Here is an 18,474-nt window from a genome sequence, read left to right as displayed (position 1 = left end):
CGTGAGTTCTTCCCAAAGGGAACCAACTTCGGAATGATCAACAAGACAGAATTAGATTACGCACTTTCTAGAATCAACAATCGACCAAGGAAGTGTTTGGATTGGAAAACTGCATACGAGGTCTTTTCCGAAGAAGTGTTGCGCTTAATTTGACAAACCGTCAACCTAAAAAAAGAAGAGAGGATGTCCTAAGACAGCATCTTTTCTATGATCTGAAGTGACTTCATCAAGTCATTTATTTTGAAGTGGATTGCTGTGATCTAGCGTCTCATAAGACTTGTCTCAAAAGTGAGGTGATATTTTGCGGAAAATTGGTTATGTACGTGTCAGTTCAACTAGTCAAAACCCTTCAAGACAATTTCAGCAGCTAAGCGAATTCGGAATGGATATTATATACGAAGAAAAAGTTTCTGGGGCAACGAAGGAACGTGAGCAACTTCAAAAAATGTTAGAGGACTTACAAGATGGTGACACCATTTATGTTACAGATTTAACTCGAATTACTCGTAGTACACAAGATTTATTTGAATTGATCGATTACATACGAAGGAAAAAAGCCAGCTTAAAATCACTCAAGGATACATGGCTAGATTTATCAGAGGATAATCCATACAGCCAATTCTTAATTACAGTAATGGCTGGTGTTAACCAGTTAGAGAGAGATCTTATCCGTATGCGTCAACGTGAAGGGATTGAGCTGGCTAAGAAAGAAGGAAAGTTTAAAGGTCGGATAAAGAAATATCATAAAAATCATGCGGGAATGAATTATGCAGTAAAGCTATATAAAGAAGGAAATATGACTGTAAATCAAATTTGTGAAATTACAAATGTGTCTAGGGCTTCATTATATAGAAAGCTATCGGAAGAGAACAAATAGTTCAGTCCTATTCCATTAATTGGCCAGATAATGTTATGTACTTAAAGTCTTATGCAGTTTGGTTATTTTGTTATTAGAATTGGGTACTCCAATTCTTTTTTTATGAATTTTTTACTCATTCAAAAAAACACTTGAATGAATTATTAAAAATGGTTATACTATATTCAAATAAACACTTGAATGATATTGGGGTGAGAATGTGATTAAGAAAGATACTTGTGAAATTTATTGTTATGACGAAGAAAAGGTCAATCGAATACAAGGTAATTTACAGACAGTAGATATTTCTAGTGTTGCCCAAATGTTAAAAGCTATTGCAGATGAAAATAGAGCAAAAATTACCTATGCTTTATGTCAAGATGACGAACTGTGTGTGTGTGATATAGCAAATATTATAGGTGTTACGGTTGCAAATGCCTCTCATCACCTGCGAACGCTCCATAAGCAAGGGATTGTTAAGTTTCGAAAAGAGGGAAAACTTGCATTTTATTCATTAGATGATGAGCATATCAGACAAATTATGATGATTGCATTGGCACATAAGAAAGAGGTGAAGATCAATGTCTAGTGGGAAAGCAAAACTGTCTGAAGAAGAAATGAAAGCCTATCGTGTTCAAGGATTTACTTGTACTAACTGTGCAGCCATTTTTGAAAATAATGTTAAAGAACTTCCCGGTGTTCAGGATGCGAAAGTAAATTTCGGAGCATCTAAAGTTTATGTTAAAGGGACGACAACCATTGAAGAATTAGAAAAAGCAGGAGCATTTGAAAATTTAAAAATTCGAGATGAAAAAGAACAAAGGGTAGAACGAGAACCTTTTTGGAAGCAGAAAGAAAACATTAAGGTATATGTATCAGCTCTTTTACTTGTAGTTAGCTGGTTCTTAGGAGAGCAGTATGGTGAAGAGCATGTTCTACCGACAATTGGTTATGCAGCGTCCATTTTAATCGGTGGATATTCGTTATTCATTAAAGGTCTCAAAAATCTAAGCAGATTAAATTTCGATATGAATACGCTTATGACTATTGCAATTATAGGAGCTGCAATCATTGGTGAATGGGGTGAAGGGGCAACCGTTGTTATCCTATTTGCGATTAGTGAAGCATTAGAGCGTTATTCAATGGATAAAGCACGTCAATCTATTGAATCTTTAATGGATATTGCCCCAAAAGAAGCGTTAATTCGACGAGGCAATGAAGAAATGATGATTCATGTTGATGATATTCAAGTTGGAGACATCATGATTGTTAAGCCCGGTCAAAAGTTAGCAATGGATGGAATAGTGGTTAAAGGTACATCGACATTAAATCAGGCTGCGATTACAGGTGAAAGTGTTCCAGTAACGAAAACCACAAATGATGAAGTATTTGCAGGAACCTTGAATGAAGAAGGGTTACTTGAGGTTAAAGTAACAAAACGAGTTGAAGATACTACTCTTTCAAAAATCATTCACTTGGTAGAAGAAGCCCAAGCAGAACGGGCCCCTTCTCAAGCGTTTGTCGATAAATTTGCAAAATACTATACACCAGCTATTGTCATACTAGCTCTTTTAATTGCGGTAGTTCCACCATTATTTGGCGGAGACTGGAGCCAATGGATTTATCAAGGCTTAGCTGTATTAGTGGTTGGTTGTCCTTGTGCCTTAGTAGTCTCAACTCCAGTTGCTGTGGTTACAGCAATAGGAAATGCAGCGAAAAATGGTGTTTTAATTAAAGGTGGTATCCATTTAGAAGAAGCAGGACACTTAAAAGCGATAGCCTTTGATAAAACAGGAACATTAACCAAAGGGATTCCTGCTGTAACAGACATTGTGACATATGGTAGAAATGAAAATGAATTAATGACCATAACAGCAGCCATTGAAAAAGGATCACAGCACCCTCTTGCTTCAGCGATTATGAGAAAAGCAGAAGAAAATGGATTAAAATTCAACGAAGTAACAGTAGAGGATTTTCAATCCATTACAGGTAAAGGCGTTAAAGCCAAAATAAATAATGAAATGTATTATGTGGGAAGTCCAAATCTTTTTGAGGAATTACACGGAAGCATTTCAAGCGATAGGAAAGAAAAAATTGCCGATATGCAAACTCAAGGTAAAACGGTGATGGTGTTAGGAACAGAAAAAGAAATTCTTTCGTTTATTGCCGTAGCCGATGAAATGAGGGAATCGTCTAAAGAAGTTATCGGCAAGTTGAACAATATGGGAATCGAAACAGTGATGCTAACAGGCGATAACCAAAGAACGGCAACAGCCATCGGAAAACAAGTTGGTGTTTCGGATATTAAAGCTGACTTACTTCCAGAAGATAAGCTTAATTTTATTAAAGAACTTCGAGAAAAACATCAAAGTGTGGGGATGGTCGGAGATGGCGTGAATGATGCTCCAGCCCTTGCGGCATCTACCGTTGGTGTAGCAATGGGTGGTGCTGGAACTGATACAGCTTTAGAAACGGCTGACATCGCCTTAATGTCTGATGATTTGAGTAAATTGCCATATACAATAAAATTAAGCCGTAAGGCTTTAGCAATCATCAAGCAAAACATTACCTTCTCTTTGGCGATTAAATTAGTGGCATTACTTTTGGTCATGCCCGGTTGGTTAACACTTTGGATAGCTATATTTGCTGATATGGGAGCAACTTTACTTGTAACATTAAACAGTTTACGCTTATTGAAAATCAAAGAATAGGTTCTAAAATGGGCGTCAACTATCGGGTGCGATCATTGAAAACAATGTTATGCTTCAAAAGGGATATTAACAGGAAATATACAACTAAAGGACGCTTTAACTGAGCAACGGAAAAAGCCAAATTTCTCAATTGATGTTGAGAAATTTGGCTTTTTAGTATGGGAATTTCCTTAGCATTGTAAATCCGCATTTTCCTGACGCTACCCCTTATAGAACCACTCTCCCCAACTACCAAGTTGGAGTAAAGGTGGGACGATCATCAGCAACAATGCACCTAGGAAGACGAACGGTGTATACACTTTCGCGAAACGATCGATGAACGCTTCACTCGGTGCTTTATTATCCTGCGCTTCCTCGACCAGTTCAATGATGTGCGCAAGCGTCGTCTCTTGATACGTCTTCTCGACGATCATGTCGAACGAACGATCCATGTTGAGCGTTCCGGCAAATACGTGATCGCCTTCCTTCTTATCGACAGGAATCGATTCGCCCGTGATCGGTGCTTGATTGATGGTCGTCGTCCCGTTCAGGATCGTGCCGTCCAGTGCAACCTGATCACCTGGTCGAATCCGGAGGATTTCTCCGACTCGCACCGCTTCCACCGGTTTACGTCTAACGTCCCCGTCCGTCAGCACGAAGGCTTCCTTCGGAGACAGTTCGATCAGTTTCTGAATGGAATTGCGCGTCCGCGCAAGGGAGCGATTCTGAAGCAAATTGCCGATGGCAAAGAGGAAGACGACGGTCGCTCCCTCGATCCACTCCCCGATACATGCGGCACCGATGGCTGCTACGCATCAATACGTTCATGTCGAGTGAGCGGGCACGGACGGCATAATAGGCACTCCGGAAAACTCTCCCCCCACTGAGGATCAAGGCGATACCGTACAAAACATTCGGAAGATACGCTACTCCGCTCGTTTGGATGAGCAATCCCAGACCAATCAAAATCCCGGACAGGATCAAGGAGATCCCCTCGAACGACCGGACCGGTGCCTCGGACGTTTTCTTTCCCTTGACGTATCCATCGAAACCGATCTTGTTCAGCTCGCTTTGGACTTGTCGAGCATCCAGCTGATGGTCGATTTCCATCTCCCCACGGGCAAACGAAACTGTGACGGTCTGGACATTTTGCATCTTTTGAAAGTGTTGTTCGATCGTCTTAGCACAGCTACTACAGTCCATCCCGGAAACGGTGAATGTTTGGACGAGCTGATCTGATTTATCGGGAAGGATGAGATGGAATCCTAATTTTCGGACTTCCTCCCCTAAACGACGATCATCTGGTTCTTCTTCACTGTCGATCTTCAGACGAGCAGCACCATATTGGACGGACACGTGCTGGTACTCCGGTATCGTCGCCAACCCCTTCTCTAGCGTCGCGGCGCAAGAGGGACAATCCATCCCTTCTATTCGGTAGGTATACGTCGCACGAGTAGCGAGGTTCGATGCTGATCCAGGGCTACTCGAGGCGCAACATGACGCATCGTCCGGATTCACCTTCTCCAGTGGCACCTTACTACAGCATGTCTCCGTATCGTTAGGCGGAGACTCAGAAGGTTCCGTTTGTAACGACGTACCCGCTAATTCGGAGGTCGTACAACACCTTGTCTGATCCGCCTTTCCACGTTGCGTGTCTGCGCTCGAGGTACAGCACGTCGTTGTCGGTAAAGAAGCGTTCTTCCCTTCTTTTGGAGCGCTCTCCTTCGAAGAGTCATTGTTACAACAGGAACTTGCCATCTTTACGCCTCCTCGATGTGATGTTCACAACAAGCAGATTCCTGACCGATTTCTAACGTCAGTTCTCCAAACAGTCGCAATAATTCTCGTACGGTATCGTTTCGCAACGAGTAGTACCCGAACTTCCCTTGTGTCCGTTTTTGAATCAATCCGCATCCTTTTAGACACGCCAAGTGTTGCGAGACGTTGGACTGATTTCCTTGAATCGCTTCGACGATTTCCGTGACGGTTTTCTCTCCGTCACGGATACATTCTAAGATCTGCAATCGTGTCTTATTAGAAAAACCATGTACGACCCTTACCTTTAAGTCCAATGGTTCCAGTAATTGTTCCAAAATGTTCACTCCTTTTTCATATTCGAATCCGCTAATATGTTATCATCATATTAGCATTTCCTAATGTAAGCGTCAAAAAAATAATGGACTGGATTTTCTTCCTTATCTTTTCGACCATACATACCTACACATGAAGGAGTTGACACGATGTATCAAAAAAGCTTTCTCCTTTTGTTGCTTACGGGCGCATTATGGTGGTTCCCTCCGCACATACCGGGCTGGAATCTTCCACTCCGGGAGCGAATCCGACTGTTCAACCAACTGACAAACTGACCCTCCGTTTTGAATCCGAGATCGAGGCTGGCGGTAGTCTTCAAGTATCCGCCGTGGATGCTTCCGACAACCTTGAGGGGACGTTCACTCAAGAAAGCGAACGGATGATTTTGACACTTGACCGTCCCATGGCGCCAGGGAAATACCAGGTCGATTGGAAAATCATAGGGACAGATGGACATCCGATCAATGGTACATATACATTCACTGTCGTATCAAGTAATACTACGTCCGAACCAGAAGAGGAGACATCATCTGTTCAAAAGGAAACGAAAAAAGTAGCACCTTCTCAGGTCACTACTCGCACGACGGAAGATGGCAGATTTCCCTTCTGGATTGCCGGAGGCTTGTTCGTCTTGGCGTTGTATGGTTTCTACCAGATTATCCTGAAGGGGCGGAAGCGATGACCGCGCTCTATCTGATCGGCGATACGCTCCTCTACGGTTGTCTTGCGCTGTTGATCGGTTTCTTTTCCGTCCAGCTCATCCCTCGTTCTTACCGACCTGACGTATCGCTTTCAATCCGCTGGGTTCGTATGCTCATCGTGCTGATGCTGTTATCCTTTTCCCTGTCCGTCTTACGAATCGTACTGTATTTATATGAAGAGATCGGTTTTTGGATAACACTGCGATCCGTGTTACTTACATTCGAGGCAGGGAACGCTTGGATTCTGATGGCTCTCTGGAGTGTACTCCTTCTCATCGTCATCAATCGTGCATCACTCAGTCCTGGACGTATAAAACTAGGGGTATTCCTTGTTATGGCGATGGTCGTTACGTTCGCGTGGTCCGGGCACGCCTCTAGCATCAAAGGGGCAGAAGGCATGCTCGTACATTCTATTCACGCACTCGCCGTCTTCATCTGGACCGGTGGATTGCTCATACTCGGCTTTTAGAGTCCATCAGACCGTAACTGGGGCATCTTCCTCGAATGGTTCAAACCACTCGTGACGCTATGTTTCTTACTGATCGTCGGTTCCGGCATCTATCTGATGTCTGTCGTCGTGCAGGTAGAGGAGTATTCCGATTCCTGGATTTTACCGTATGGACAAGCCTTACTCTGGAAACACGTCCTGATTCTATCCGTGCTGATCATCGGTATCATGAACGGGAAGTGGAGTTACGCGTCTCCTGAACGATCGTTTGAAGTCCGACGGATGCGGATGCGCATGGAAGGCATCTTGATCCTGCTTCTCTTCACAGCGACTGCGTGGCTCGGTCAACAGGAACCCCCTCACTCGATCAAGGATACTCTTCAATCCAGCGGGGCTGGTCCACTGTCAGGGTTTCTTTTCCCTAGCTTGCGTTTCACCTATTCTGATATCCGGTTCGAGCCGACCATGATATCCCTCTTCTTGATGGCAATCAGCCTCCTTTTCGTGGGATTGTTGGTGTACGTCATCCGATCAACCCAAGACTCCATCAAGACCCTCTATCTTGGATTAGGCGTCTCGATCTCATTATTTTTCGCAGCGTTGTATAGTATTTCCGTGTATTTATGATCCTCCACATGAGCATTTCAGCGTGTGCGACGTCTTATACAAAAAGAAAGGCACGCGATACAGCAGCCTTTCTTTTTTCATACTTATTCATCATTTTCATACTAGTTATAACAGGTTCAATCCTATTTTAAATCGGTGCCATTTCTAGACTACTACTGGAATATGTATTACAATGTATTACAAAGGAGCTGATAATCATGAGTACCATTTCCGTACGTCTGGATGACCAGGATACACGACTCATCAAAGAATATGCGAAGGCAAAAAACATCACGATTTCTACACTCGTTCGCGATGCCGTCCTCGACCGCATCGAAGACGAAATCGATTTACAACTCTATCATGATTCGATAGCAGCACACCGTAAAAAATCAGAAGCGATCTCTTTCGACGATATGATGAAGGAACTTGATTTAGAATGACAGCATTTACGGTAGAGTTTGAGCGCGGAGCTCAAAAGTCTCTCAAGAAGATGGATCCTCAACAAGCGCGGATCATCATGTCCTGGATCAAGAAGAATCTGGTCGGGACGGATGATCCGCGTCGTCATGGAAAAGGACTGGTCTCGAATCGCTCGGGTGAATGGCGGTATCGCATCGGTGATTATCGTCTGATTGCTGACATCCAGGATGAGAAAGTCGTGATATTGATTCTTGAGATTGGACATCGTCGGGATATCTATAAATAAAGCATCCAAAACTCATATCTTAGGAAGTACATGATAATCAATCAAAAGCCTTCTCTTTTGACGATATGATGAAAAAGCTAGAATTAGAATGACAACATATACAGTTATTTTTTTAGGTGTGGATTCAAACCTTCCTTCAGAGGGTGGATTACTAAAATAAAGATCATGATGTCCTAGTTAAGGCAAACTCTGACTAGAACTGATGATTCGCGTTTTATGTAAAATAGATAGAACGTGTCATGAATCGTTGGATGAATGACGACACAGCAATAGTGAAGGTTTCCGAATCACTAACATTTAATAAGAATTGGATACACAAAAAAGATTGTATACATTTCGACGTCGAAATGTATACAATCCATTTTCAGCGAGTACTTACTCATTGAGTCCTCTTGTCCGAACCCAAACTCTGATGCTTAATCCATATATTTTTTCAAGACGATGGCGGCGTTATGACCACCGAATCCGAAAGAATTGGATAGTCCGTACTGCATCTCCAGCGAACGAGCCCCTCCTGCTACATAATCCAGGTCACACGTTGGATCATCGACTTCAAGATTAATCGTCGGTGGAATGATTCCTTCCTGTAAACATTTCGCAAGCGCGATCGCTTCCGCTCCACCGGCAGCACCGAGCATGTGACCTAGCATTGATTTGTTCGCCGTCACCGGGAGTGTGTTCGCATGTTCTGCAAACAATTTTTTAATCGCACGTGTCTCGGACTGATCGCCGACGATCGTACTCGTCGCATGGGCACTGATCACATCGATGTCATTCGTCTCAATCCCTGCCTGTTGAACGGCCCGCTTCATAGCGAGGTATGCTCCCTGACCTTCTGGATGAGTCGCTACTATATGATAGGCATCGGAACTTGCTCCGTATCCGACGACTTCCGCATAGATGGACGCACCTCGTTGCTTTGCGTGCGATAACGATTCTAGTATCAAGATACCTGCTCCCTCCGACATCACGAAACCATCGCGTGTCGCGTCAAAAGGACGACTCGCTTTAGCGGGTGATTCGTTTCTTGTAGACAATGCCGTCGCATTACCGAAGCTTGCTATAGACAATTCAGTGATACCCGCTTCTGTTCCACCAGCGAATGCAGCATCAGCCTCTCCCATTCGAATGAGTCGATATGCTTCACCAATAGCCGTGTTTCCAATCGCACACGCGGATACAGGTGACATGGAAGGTCCCATCGCTTGCCACTTGATGCTAATCTGAGCTGCTGCTGCGTTAGACATCATGGAAGGTACGAGACTCGGACTGACCCGTCTCGGACCTTTTTGGTGCAAAGCATGAACACCATCAATCAACGTTTCAATGCCCCCTACACCTGATCCCACATATACAGCAAGTCTTTCCCGACACAGATCAGATTCTCCTAGTTTTGAATCGTTCCAGGCTTGATCAGCAGCCGCTAATGCGAACTGGACGAAGCGGTCCAGGTTACGAGCGGCTTTTTTACCAATCACCTTTTCCGCATCAAAGTTTTTTACACTCTCTGCAATCTTTACTTTGAAATCAGTCGTATCAAACGTATCGATTTCCGTGATGCCTGAATTTCCAGCAATCATATTATTCCAAAAGGACTCCACGTCGTTTCCGATTGGTGAGACGACACCCATTCCTGTGATCACTACGCGCTCCATGTTTCTTCACTCCTCGTAATAGTATGAGATAATCATACGTGTCGTCATATATCCTATTACAAGTGTTCATTTATCCTATTATCAATGATACTTGGATGGAGAGAAGTCAGGAGGAGAACATATGGATGACTCGAATCGATTAGAAGCCCTATCCTATTTTTTGAAGACGAAAAGAGCACAGCTCAAACCGGAGTCGGTGGGGCTGCCGCCCGGATCAAGAAGAAGAACACCTGGCTTGAGAAGAGAGGAAGTCGCTCAATTAGCAGGCGTCAGTACGACATGGTACACCTGGCTAGAACAAGGACGGGATATCAAGGTATCTAGAAGCGTCCTGGACTGTATCGCCGAGGCGTTATGTCTGAAAAGGGATGAACACGAATATTTGTACGATTTAGCATTAGGGACGCAGATCGTCAGTAGGAAAATCCAAGCTTCCCCTGCGACCATCAGTCCGTCACTCGAAAAAATTCTGTCTGCCTTGACGACGTGTCCGACGATCGTCACGGATCGTTACTGCCATATTGTGGGCTGGAATCCGGCAGCGGCCCATGTGTTCGTAGATTTCGCGACCATTCCAGAATCACAGCGTAACCTCATTCGCCTCTTGTTCTCACAGAAAGAATTCAAAGTACTTGCCGGGAACTGGGAACATTTCGCCAAAGGGTTCTTGTCCATTTTCCGTGCATACTACGGTCAATACTCTGGTGATGAATGGTATACGTCCTTCATTCAGGAGATGAGTGATACGTATCCTGAATTCAAATCACTCTGGATGGAGAGTCAGGTCAGTAAGGCTCCGGAAATCCTGATTGAATTCCGACACGGAAAAGTCGGTAAGATGCTATTCGACCTGACCTCTCTTCAAGTGCAGGGAGAAGACGACTTGCGATGTAGCATCTATACACCTGTCGAGGAATCCGGTACAGAAGAAAAACTGAAACGATTGATTTTAGTTCGATGAATTCAAATGAAGTGAAAAACTGCTAAAAATATGGAAGCAATCGATGAGACGCTTTCCATGTCAGGATTGTTCCGTTCAAATCAGTCAGGATTGTCCGACTTTCGGATTGACAAGTAATCATGGTCATAAATAAATAAACATAGTCTAAATATGATAATTTGACTATGTTTATATGTGTTTGAACGACTTTAAATACATTATAATGAGTTTAAACATAGTCAAATAATATAAAAATGAGTATATTTAATCTAAAGTGATCTATTTTGCGAAGGGAGTTCGACGAATGCGCGACTATACATATACCTATCTCAAAGAGCTCGCCCTGCCGATGGAGACCGTCCGCTTGATTGGACGGATCAATGAGTATAAAGGCAAACAGGATCTCTATAAACAGCAAGCGCCTCAAATCCTTAACACCTTACGCGATGTCGCCGTCATCCAGTCGACGAAAGCCTCGAATGCGATCGAAGGAATCATCGTCACGGAAAGTCGTCTTCAGACCATCATGTCAAAGTCAGCCGACCCTGCCGACCGTTCAGAAGCAGAGATTGCTGGTTACCGCGACGTACTTAACCTGATCAACGCTTCAGCCGAGGACATCCCGGTCAATGCGAATATTCTGTTGCAACTCCACAAGGAACTCTATAAGTTCGTCCCCGTCGAAGGTGGGCGGTGGAAGAACGTCGACAACGAGATTAGTGAGACGTTCCCGGATGGCACGCGCCGGACTCGCTTCATCCCCGTCCCTGCGTTCGAGACACCGGCAGCGATGCAGGCGTTATGCGACAGCCTGCGAGAGCGTCGGCAACAAGAGGACGTCGACCCGCTCATCCTGACGAGCTTGTTCGTCCTCGATTTCCTATCCATTCATCCGTTCAATGACGGGAATGGTCGAATGGCACGATTGTTGACCCTTTTGCTGCTCTATCAGTATGGCTTCGAGGTCGGACGCTACATCAGTCTTGAGAAGATCGTCGAATCGCGGAAGGAAGATTATTATGAGTCACTCCGTCTCTCTTCCGTGCGTTGGCACCAAAACCAACAAGATCCGTTTCCATGGATCAACTACTTGCTGAGCACGATTCTTGCTGCTTATAAGGAGCTTGAAGATCGCGTCGGATTGGTCACGACGGGTAGTCAGAACAAGAACAATCGGATTCGTCGTTTCGTTGAAGGACGAATCACACCGTTCACGAAAGCAGACGTAAGGAAGGCTTGTCCCGACATCAGTGAGGCGACAATCAATCGCGTATTGCGTGACTTACGTGACGAGGGGATCATTGCCCCATCCGGTCTTGGTCGGAGTGCGAAATGGACGAAACAATAACACTACATGGTATCAAGAACATCCGTGAAGAATAAATAACTTATCATGCGAGAAGATTCCAATACCAATTCACTTACACGTATGTAACCGCTAGAATTTAGTTGACGGTTTTTGCTCGATGACGCTTTACACTTTTGCTCAATTTATTTAGAACTCTAGTAAAAGTCCGGATCAATGGGGCGAACTAATTGGTGATCAAGGAATCACAACTGCAATATTAGACCGTCTCTTACATCGTGTCGAAGTGATTCATAGCGATGACGACAGTCATCGCATGAGAAATCGTAAGAATTTATTTTCAACAGAAGTGTAAATATCAATCGAGCAGAAAACGTCAATTTCTACTTGACGTCGACAACTCATTGTCGCGAAATGTTGAAATCATCTCATTCATGCTGATTTAAGATATTTTAGATAGCATTTATCTGATATTAATTATCTATAGTAATTATTATTTTCGTGAAATCATTCTAAAGCCTAAATTAATATTTTATTTGTAATCGTACACTTTGTATTATCAACCTGATTGTCAAGTGGGAGAATACAGTCTAAATAATTGCAGATATAAACAAGCTCCAATGATAGCAAAAAGGAGAATGATAGTGAAGATACCAAGCGGGGCGATCCATCCTGATGCGTAGATAGCAAGAGGTGCTAGCGTCTTACCAAGTGTGTTTTGAAGACTATCAGCAGCTAGATACTGACCTCTTGCCTCCTCTGGAGCATAATGACCGATGAAACTCTGCGTGACTGGTGTACGCATGATCTCACCTAACGTGAAGATGAGCGTACAACCAAACAAAAACCAGATGTTGTTATTCCATCCGACTAAAAATGTACCTCCTCCTGCAAGTAAGGTCGAAACGACGAAGAGACGTCTTTCTGACCAATTTTTAAGTCGATTCGTTACGGGAAGGATCAAGATGACAAACAAAAGACCATTAAAGCTTACCAGATAGCCAAAAATGGATTGGCTCGTGAGCTGAAAAGAATCCAGCAAGTGCGGTACGAGAGGTTGTTTAGGCACATTGTCTATCACGTAAACTGGTAAGTAGAGATCGAGTTGCATCACTGGGAAGAGTGAACAGGTTCCCGCAATTACGTATAGCAGAAAAATACGATCTTTGAGAATAAGTCGATAGCCAGACCACTTAGACTGAAACGCATTTTTAAGTGGGGTCGTTACATCTTTTTGCTTGGATCGGACAGGTAAGGTTTCACTAACAATAAAATAGATCGTTATGAAGTAAAGAAAGAGAACTATTGCACAGGTCCACAATAACAGTTGACGATGTTGAAAAAAGAAGACTGCTCCAATGATTGGTCCTAAAACGGCACCAATATTGTTCACGGTCATAAATGTCGCATACACTTGTCGCAATTCATCTTTTGGAACTGTGTCCGCTATCATCGCTGAACTAGCAGGACGATAAAATGCTGCGCCTATATTAATTCCGATAAAGGCAACATAATTAATCCAAGGAGAAGAAGAGACAGCAAATAGAATAAACATGGTCATTTGCAAAAATGTTCCGATCAGCATCACAGGACGTCTCCCTAACGTATCCGCAAAGCTTCCTCCGGTTAAACTTCCGACAATACTTATTAAGGGGGGCAGTGCCATTATTAATCCAGCAGTCTGTAACCCTAGTCCTTTACCAAAATAGACCGTTAGAAAAGGAAAGTACATCCAAAATAGCAGATTGAAAAGGCCTTCTCCTATCAGTCTGACTTTCACATTAGGATTCCATGTAGTTTTGTTCATAATAACTCCTCTCATAGTTAACGAATAGCGTCTTCTTTTCGTAGCTTTACTATAGAGAAGATAGTTATCAAGATATAGACTTATATTTTGATATGGATTATACTAATATTATGAAAATTAAGTAAGGACACTTTTATTTAAATTGTCACGTAAAACGAACGTATGTTTGTTTTGAAACGAAGTGACATATCTTTCTGTCTTACTTTTTTCTATTTCTTAAGAATTTTAGAATTACCGACGATATAATTGTTCGATAAGAAGCAGTTCCTGTCTTTACATGACAGGAACTGCTTCTTATCATTTAAGTTCATAGACTTTTACTTTATCGAGAAGGAGTAATAACGGACCAATTAAAAAATAAAAATTTCTTATTTTTAACAGAATTATTTACTACAAGAAGAAATTGCGATTTATTGATGTCGTTTGTAATAAATTTAAGTCTGTAAATTAGATTTCACGGATACTTTACTTTCATTCTTCTTTTGGGATTCGTTCATCAACGATCATTTAATGTGGTGGACTGAAGGGAGTCGATGAATAAGGAATAGGCATGGTCGATTACATGAGAAATAGCATATCCACCCATATAACTATGTGATGCATACGTTGAATGCGTCATTTTATCAAATTGTAAATGACTTTCCTCACTCTAATCTGAGTGGTTGATTTCTATAATTTGAAAATTCATTTGTCAGTCTTTTGATTTGCTACTGTGCTTTTGCAAGTGCAATTGAGAGGATAAAAAAAACAAGCTACCTCTATAGATAGCTTGTTTTATCATCATGATTTGCGAAATACCCAATAAGACTGACCTAGATAATTTAACCCCGTATAGATAATCATACCGATCAGAATTGCTCCAGTCTCTTGTAGATTTGGCAATACGTAATGCACTCCCCATAAACTAAGACGATAAGCGATGAGATAGCTAATCGAAACGACGATCAAAAAACGTATCCAATAGGGCCATCCTCCAGCCTCTTGACGAAAGGTGAAGCGACGATTTAGCATATAGCTGACCCAAACACCACATGCATTCCCGATCGCTGTCGCTCCCCAATAACCAGTATGCAAGACATGAAAACAAATCAGTGTCAGCGTCAGACCAACCAGCGTATTAAGAACTCCTACTAATAAGAAACGAAGAAAGGTCATCATTCTCGTTTTTTCTCGACGACATAACGAGGACGTCGTTTGACTTCCTGATAGATTTTACCGATGTATTCTCCTATCAGTCCAATACCTAGTAATTGAAGTCCGCCGATGAACCAGATCGACATCATTAAAGACGTCCACCCATCCATCGCTTCTCCTTCATATCTACGATAAAGAGCATATCCGACAAAACCGATCGAGACGATGAGCATGAATAGTGAGACTAAAAATAACAACTTAATCGGACGAACACTAAACGAGGTCACCCCATCCCATGCGAGTGCCATCATCTTTCGTAATGGATATTTTGATTCGCCTGCTGGACGTGATTGACGTGTATAGGTCACTTCTGCTGTTTGAAAACCAAGCGAAGGTACCATCCCCCGCAAAAAGAGATTGCGTTCCGGATGTGCACAAAGTGTTTCGACAGCTCGTTTGCTCATGAGACGATAGTCTGCATGATTGAAGATGGTCTCTACACCCAACCAGTCGATGAAGCGATAAAAGCCTTGAGCAGTCGACCGTTTAAACCAGCTATCGGTCTGACGATTTTCTCTTACCCCATAGACGATATCATTCCCTTTCGCAAATTCACTTAAAAACTGTTCAATCACTTTTACGTCATCCTGAAGGTCCGCATCCATTGACACAACACAATCCGCATCGGTGTGTCCTTCGACAAGACCTGCGAACAAAGCATTTTGATGTCCTACGTTATGTGCTAATTTTAATCCTCTAAACCGACCATCTTGTGCGTGTACATCTTCAATTTGGGCCCAGGTATCATCCTGACTTCCATCATCTACGAACAAGACAAAGGAGTCCTCAGAAATGAGGTGTCGTTCTCGCCACTCTGTTAAGAAACGGTGCATCGTATGGACCGTCAAGCGTAATACTTCCGTCTCGTTATAACACGGTATAATTATGCCTAGCGTAGGGATTGTCGTCATCGTCATACCATTACTCCTCCTTAAATGAACTTACTTCGTATTCTCTGTAGTAGCTTGGATACGGTATAACCTAATCTTCCAAGCAGAATGTTGATCTTCAAATGTTTTTTCGTACTGCAATCCAATGGCTGCAGCATTTTTGATTGGTACAGCAGACAAAAGATATGTCGCACCGATTTGCTTCAACTGTGCTGTATTGATAGATAAATGTCGAACCGGTACTTGATGCTCCTTTGTGTACTCGTATTCCTTACCGAGTTCAGATGAAAACACATAGACTCGATTTCCCCACGAATCAAAATAACGTTGTAATAGCTTACTTTTATCCAATTCTCCAGCAATCACCTTTCGGAAAGATGCTTTATAGCGTAATGGATAAAAGTTCACATAACCATCCACGGTTTGCATACCATTGTATTGTGCGATCGCAGGGTGCAATCCGAGAGAAGCGACCTGATAGTCTTTCGTTGGTTGGTTGATGAAGCGTTTAATGTCAGAAAACTGAGAAGTCGCATAAAACGCTTCATAGGATGGATGATGACGATAAAGGAACTCGGGATTCCATGCAAGCAAGACAAGGGTTTGGGCTACGAGCAAACAAGTCACCCATTTTCGTTTGGCAGTTCGCCATAGCCAGTCGAGCATCAAGTAAAACAATGCATACCACAACATCGGTTGAAGGAAGTGGAATCGTGAGAAATTGAAAGTTCTAATGAGAGAGACATGTTGCTTTAACGGATTCCACCCCTCATAAAACCAAAACGCATACCACAGCGATAGTCCAAATAGAAACCACATCAAAGTTCGAATTCGTCTTGCTGCATGATCTTTTTGACGAAATACTAGAAATCCAACAATCAGAAGTGTTAGGAGGATGATGGGCGATTGTACTGCGCGATCATGTGTATGACCAAACACCAAATTCTTAAAAAATAAACGAATACTTGCCCAAAATCCGTTATTCCCTGTTTCGAAGTCATTTCGACTCGTAGGCTCTTCTTCCCACAGCATCGAGAAGACCAGTCGATATTCAATTAATAAGTATAAAAGAACCTGAAGGCCATAGGCGATCCAAAAACGGCTATGAAAACTACGTGCGCGTATCTCCTTCACCATATGGTAAATGGCAAGCGTTGCTAAAAAGAAAACGATTCCTAGCACGAAGCTCGAATAGAACGGAACCACTAACAATACGAATGCACTCGATTTTATTTTCCGTCCATGCCAGATATTCCAATAAGCCCACAATAAGAGTGGCATCCCAAGCGTGCTGAGCATGCCCGATGGCCAGAATGGTGTCCAAGAAAATAGAACTGCTACCCACAGCGCATATGATTTAGGAATAACCCCTTTCGCATAATCACGTAGTAATAAGTACATTCCTAAGAAAGCAAAGATTCGGACTAACGTTTGACTGATCACGTATGCCGTAAATGGTGGGAACCATTGATATAGCCACACGATACCTGTAAACTCACTGACGAAAGCATTTCTCGAGACGACCCCATTCAATAAGTCAGGAACATTTGCATGAAGGCTTGCGTAAATACTATTGGTATCGACCAATGTTTTATACCACGTGATGTTTGAGTCTAGATTATCATGAATACGGACATGTGCATGTTCCCCCAGTAAGACCATCGGTAAAATATAGAGGCAAGCTAGTAGCAGCCCGATTAATATGCGAGTTTTTTCTCTCATCATACCTCTCCTTCATCTACTTTAAGATTTAATTCTTTTGTTAGTAGTTTCAAGAAATCAATTGCCTGTTCTTTTCCTCTTATAACTTTCTTTATGGTATATACTCCCTAAGAAACTATTTCCAATGATACCTTATATCACAATAGAATAGGTGACATTTATTAAATTTACTTTTCAGAATTAAAGTTAATTCAATTAATAAATTAGTTAAATGGAGATTAGAAGAATTAATCAATCTTGACCAGACCTCTTCTTCTTTTTCTACTTTTCCCTTTTATGAATGACTAACTATAGATTTTTTTAATTCTATCGAGGAACTACAAAGAAGCATCGTACCATTTCTGTTAAGAAAAGATACGATGCTTTTGGGTTCTTAAATTTACTTCATCAGCCTTCGAAAAGGAGAACAAGATTTGGAGACTTTGTTTTTTATATGACGAAGTTCCATAGGTACGTGTAAATTTAAAAATGATTTTAATATCGAACTAGAAAGTAACCTGGATTACGCTATTCTCCTAAAAAGCACAAAATAATTAATTACTCAAATGGAGTGCGTTAAAATGCATATTCAAACTATAGATGCTTCAAAAAAGATTTATTATGATGAACTTGGCTGGTTAAGTGCATCTGACTGGTTGCATTGGTTAGATATGCATTTACAGTGCCATTTAAGAAAAAGATAGGCACTACATTACTCCTTATTTACAAAACTAATTATTTTTCATGATCGACTACATTTTTTCTCTAGACGAATTGTAATATTAAGTGCCACACCTAGCTGAAAACACAAAAAAAACCCATAACGACCTCGTGTAGAATAGAGTTACCACACCAAATTCAACGGAGGATTCGTTATGAG

18 protein-coding genes and 2 pseudogenes are annotated in these 18,474 nt (G+C 42.2%); 12 read left to right on the top strand and 8 right to left on the bottom strand.

From position 1 onward, the window contains the following. The 4 genes and pseudogenes from KNQ15_RS16890 to KNQ15_RS15975 form a co-directional block, all read left to right on the top strand. Positions 1–153 (top strand): annotated as a pseudogene (locus KNQ15_RS16890) (IS30 family transposase); the annotation flags it as partial. Between the two features lie 148 nt (positions 154–301). Further along, on the top strand, positions 302–877 hold the full coding sequence (locus KNQ15_RS15985; RefSeq protein ID WP_017474137.1) for a recombinase family protein: 576 nt from the start codon (positions 302–304) through the stop codon (positions 875–877). A 199-nt stretch (positions 878–1,076) separates the two neighbouring features. Next, the gene (locus tag KNQ15_RS15980; RefSeq protein WP_017474136.1) at positions 1,077–1,445 is read left to right on the top strand and encodes an ArsR/SmtB family transcription factor; all 369 of its coding nucleotides are present in this window, start codon (positions 1,077–1,079) and stop codon (positions 1,443–1,445) included. Next, positions 1,438–3,567: a heavy metal translocating P-type ATPase gene (locus KNQ15_RS15975; protein ID WP_214730047.1), complete on the top strand. Its 2,130-nt coding sequence runs from the start codon at positions 1,438–1,440 to the stop codon at positions 3,565–3,567. The genes KNQ15_RS15980 and KNQ15_RS15975 overlap by 8 nt, the downstream gene beginning before the upstream one ends. A gap of 200 nt (positions 3,568–3,767) precedes the next feature. On the opposite strand, the gene KNQ15_RS15970 is transcribed toward KNQ15_RS15975, so the two are convergent. From KNQ15_RS15970 to KNQ15_RS15960, 3 genes are read right to left on the bottom strand one after another with little or no spacing between them, the layout of a single operon-like run. Further along, positions 3,768–4,280, bottom strand: coding sequence for a P-type ATPase actuator domain-containing protein (locus KNQ15_RS15970; protein WP_071908767.1), 513 nt, complete (start codon positions 4,278–4,280; stop codon positions 3,768–3,770). Beyond that, positions 4,180–5,304: a cation transporter gene (locus KNQ15_RS15965; protein WP_148662018.1), complete on the bottom strand. Its 1,125-nt coding sequence runs from the start codon at positions 5,302–5,304 to the stop codon at positions 4,180–4,182. Before KNQ15_RS15965 ends, KNQ15_RS15970 begins: the two co-directional genes overlap by 101 nt. Before the next feature lie 2 nt (positions 5,305–5,306). After that, positions 5,307–5,639, bottom strand: coding sequence for an ArsR/SmtB family transcription factor (locus tag KNQ15_RS15960; RefSeq protein ID WP_081780456.1), 333 nt, complete (start codon positions 5,637–5,639; stop codon positions 5,307–5,309). A 191-nt stretch (positions 5,640–5,830) separates the two neighbouring features. On the opposite strand from KNQ15_RS15960, the gene KNQ15_RS15955 reads away from it, so the two are divergent. The 5 genes from KNQ15_RS15955 (at position 5,831) to KNQ15_RS15935 (ending at position 8,101) form a co-directional block, all read left to right on the top strand. Further along, positions 5,831–6,319: a copper resistance CopC family protein gene (locus tag KNQ15_RS15955; RefSeq protein ID WP_047395625.1), complete on the top strand. Its 489-nt coding sequence runs from the start codon at positions 5,831–5,833 to the stop codon at positions 6,317–6,319. Continuing rightward, positions 6,316–6,807, top strand: a complete 492-nt coding sequence (locus tag KNQ15_RS15950) for a hypothetical protein (protein ID WP_047395628.1) — start codon at positions 6,316–6,318, stop codon at positions 6,805–6,807. The genes KNQ15_RS15955 and KNQ15_RS15950 overlap by 4 nt, the downstream gene beginning before the upstream one ends. Positions 6,808–6,831: 24 nt before the next feature. Beyond that, positions 6,832–7,413: a CopD family protein gene (locus tag KNQ15_RS15945; RefSeq protein WP_335583434.1), complete on the top strand. Its 582-nt coding sequence runs from the start codon at positions 6,832–6,834 to the stop codon at positions 7,411–7,413. 197 nt (positions 7,414–7,610) lie between these two features. Then, positions 7,611–7,835, top strand: a complete 225-nt coding sequence (relB, locus tag KNQ15_RS15940) for a type II toxin-antitoxin system RelB family antitoxin (protein WP_047395634.1) — start codon at positions 7,611–7,613, stop codon at positions 7,833–7,835. Continuing rightward, positions 7,832–8,101 (top strand): type II toxin-antitoxin system RelE family toxin, encoded by a 270-nt coding sequence (locus KNQ15_RS15935; protein ID WP_047395636.1) that lies wholly within the window; start codon positions 7,832–7,834, stop codon positions 8,099–8,101. Before relB ends, KNQ15_RS15935 begins: the two co-directional genes overlap by 4 nt. Before the next feature lie 416 nt (positions 8,102–8,517). Here KNQ15_RS15935 and fabF read toward each other — a convergent pair whose 3' ends face one another. Next, the gene (gene fabF / locus KNQ15_RS15930; protein ID WP_047395639.1) at positions 8,518–9,756 is read right to left on the bottom strand and encodes a beta-ketoacyl-ACP synthase II; all 1,239 of its coding nucleotides are present in this window, start codon (positions 9,754–9,756) and stop codon (positions 8,518–8,520) included. Between the two features lie 121 nt (positions 9,757–9,877). On the opposite strand from fabF, the gene KNQ15_RS15925 reads away from it, so the two are divergent. The 3 genes and pseudogenes from KNQ15_RS15925 to KNQ15_RS15915 form a co-directional block, all read left to right on the top strand. Then, positions 9,878–10,717, top strand: a complete 840-nt coding sequence (locus KNQ15_RS15925; protein WP_047395643.1) for a helix-turn-helix transcriptional regulator — start codon at positions 9,878–9,880, stop codon at positions 10,715–10,717. Between the two features lie 283 nt (positions 10,718–11,000). Next, entirely contained in the window at positions 11,001–12,044 is a 1,044-nt protein-coding gene (locus KNQ15_RS15920; RefSeq protein ID WP_251137727.1) for a Fic family protein, read from the top strand. A 154-nt stretch (positions 12,045–12,198) separates the two neighbouring features. Further along, positions 12,199–12,357, top strand: a pseudogene (locus KNQ15_RS15915) (ATP-binding protein); the annotation flags it as partial. Between the two features lie 216 nt (positions 12,358–12,573). Here KNQ15_RS15915 and KNQ15_RS15910 read toward each other — a convergent pair. The 4 genes from KNQ15_RS15910 to KNQ15_RS15895 all read right to left on the bottom strand — a co-directional run bounded on the left by KNQ15_RS15910 (position 12,574) and on the right by KNQ15_RS15895 (position 17,615). Beyond that, the gene (locus KNQ15_RS15910) at positions 12,574–13,809 is read right to left on the bottom strand and encodes an MDR family MFS transporter (RefSeq protein ID WP_047395646.1); all 1,236 of its coding nucleotides are present in this window, start codon (positions 13,807–13,809) and stop codon (positions 12,574–12,576) included. 780 nt (positions 13,810–14,589) lie between these two features. Next, a complete protein-coding gene (locus KNQ15_RS17065; protein WP_047396116.1) occupies positions 14,590–14,964 on the bottom strand; it encodes a GtrA family protein in 375 nt (124 codons plus the stop codon). Then, positions 14,964–15,920, bottom strand: a complete 957-nt coding sequence (locus KNQ15_RS15900; RefSeq protein WP_235609881.1) for a glycosyltransferase family 2 protein — start codon at positions 15,918–15,920, stop codon at positions 14,964–14,966. Before KNQ15_RS15900 ends, KNQ15_RS17065 begins: the two co-directional genes overlap by 1 nt. A gap of 24 nt (positions 15,921–15,944) precedes the next feature. Next, positions 15,945–17,615, bottom strand: a complete 1,671-nt coding sequence (locus KNQ15_RS15895; protein WP_251137726.1) for a DUF6044 family protein — start codon at positions 17,613–17,615, stop codon at positions 15,945–15,947. Between the last annotated feature and the right edge of the window lie 859 nt (positions 17,616–18,474).

Origin of the sequence: Exiguobacterium sp. s168, assembly GCF_018619035.1 — a bacterium.
Taxonomy (GTDB): Bacteria; Bacillota; Bacilli; order Exiguobacteriales; family Exiguobacteriaceae; genus Exiguobacterium_A; species Exiguobacterium_A acetylicum.
Note: the sequence above shows the minus strand (reverse complement) of the source record. Positions and strands in the feature narration are given on the sequence as shown.

Bases quoted from the DNA above. Each gene is read 5' to 3' on its own strand.
- KNQ15_RS15975 (WP_214730047.1), top strand. From the start codon at position 1,438: ATGTCTAGTGGGAAAGCAAAACTGTCTGAAGAAGAAATGAAAGCCTAT.
- KNQ15_RS15965 (WP_148662018.1), bottom strand. From the start codon at position 5,304: ATGGCAAGTTCCTGTTGTAACAATGACTCTTCGAAGGAGAGCGCTCCA.
- KNQ15_RS15955 (WP_047395625.1), top strand. From the start codon at position 5,831: ATGGTGGTTCCCTCCGCACATACCGGGCTGGAATCTTCCACTCCGGGA.
- KNQ15_RS15950 (WP_047395628.1), top strand. From the start codon at position 6,316: ATGACCGCGCTCTATCTGATCGGCGATACGCTCCTCTACGGTTGTCTT.
- relB (WP_047395634.1), top strand. From the start codon at position 7,611: ATGAGTACCATTTCCGTACGTCTGGATGACCAGGATACACGACTCATC.
- KNQ15_RS15935 (WP_047395636.1), top strand. From the start codon at position 7,832: ATGACAGCATTTACGGTAGAGTTTGAGCGCGGAGCTCAAAAGTCTCTC.
- fabF (WP_047395639.1), bottom strand. From the start codon at position 9,756: ATGGAGCGCGTAGTGATCACAGGAATGGGTGTCGTCTCACCAATCGGA.
- KNQ15_RS15925 (WP_047395643.1), top strand. From the start codon at position 9,878: ATGGATGACTCGAATCGATTAGAAGCCCTATCCTATTTTTTGAAGACG.
- KNQ15_RS15920 (WP_251137727.1), top strand. From the start codon at position 11,001: ATGCGCGACTATACATATACCTATCTCAAAGAGCTCGCCCTGCCGATG.
- KNQ15_RS15910 (WP_047395646.1), bottom strand. From the start codon at position 13,809: ATGAACAAAACTACATGGAATCCTAATGTGAAAGTCAGACTGATAGGA.
- KNQ15_RS17065 (WP_047396116.1), bottom strand. From the start codon at position 14,964: ATGACCTTTCTTCGTTTCTTATTAGTAGGAGTTCTTAATACGCTGGTT.
- KNQ15_RS15900 (WP_235609881.1), bottom strand. From the start codon at position 15,920: ATGACGATGACGACAATCCCTACGCTAGGCATAATTATACCGTGTTAT.
- KNQ15_RS15895 (WP_251137726.1), bottom strand. From the start codon at position 17,615: ATGAGAGAAAAAACTCGCATATTAATCGGGCTGCTACTAGCTTGCCTC.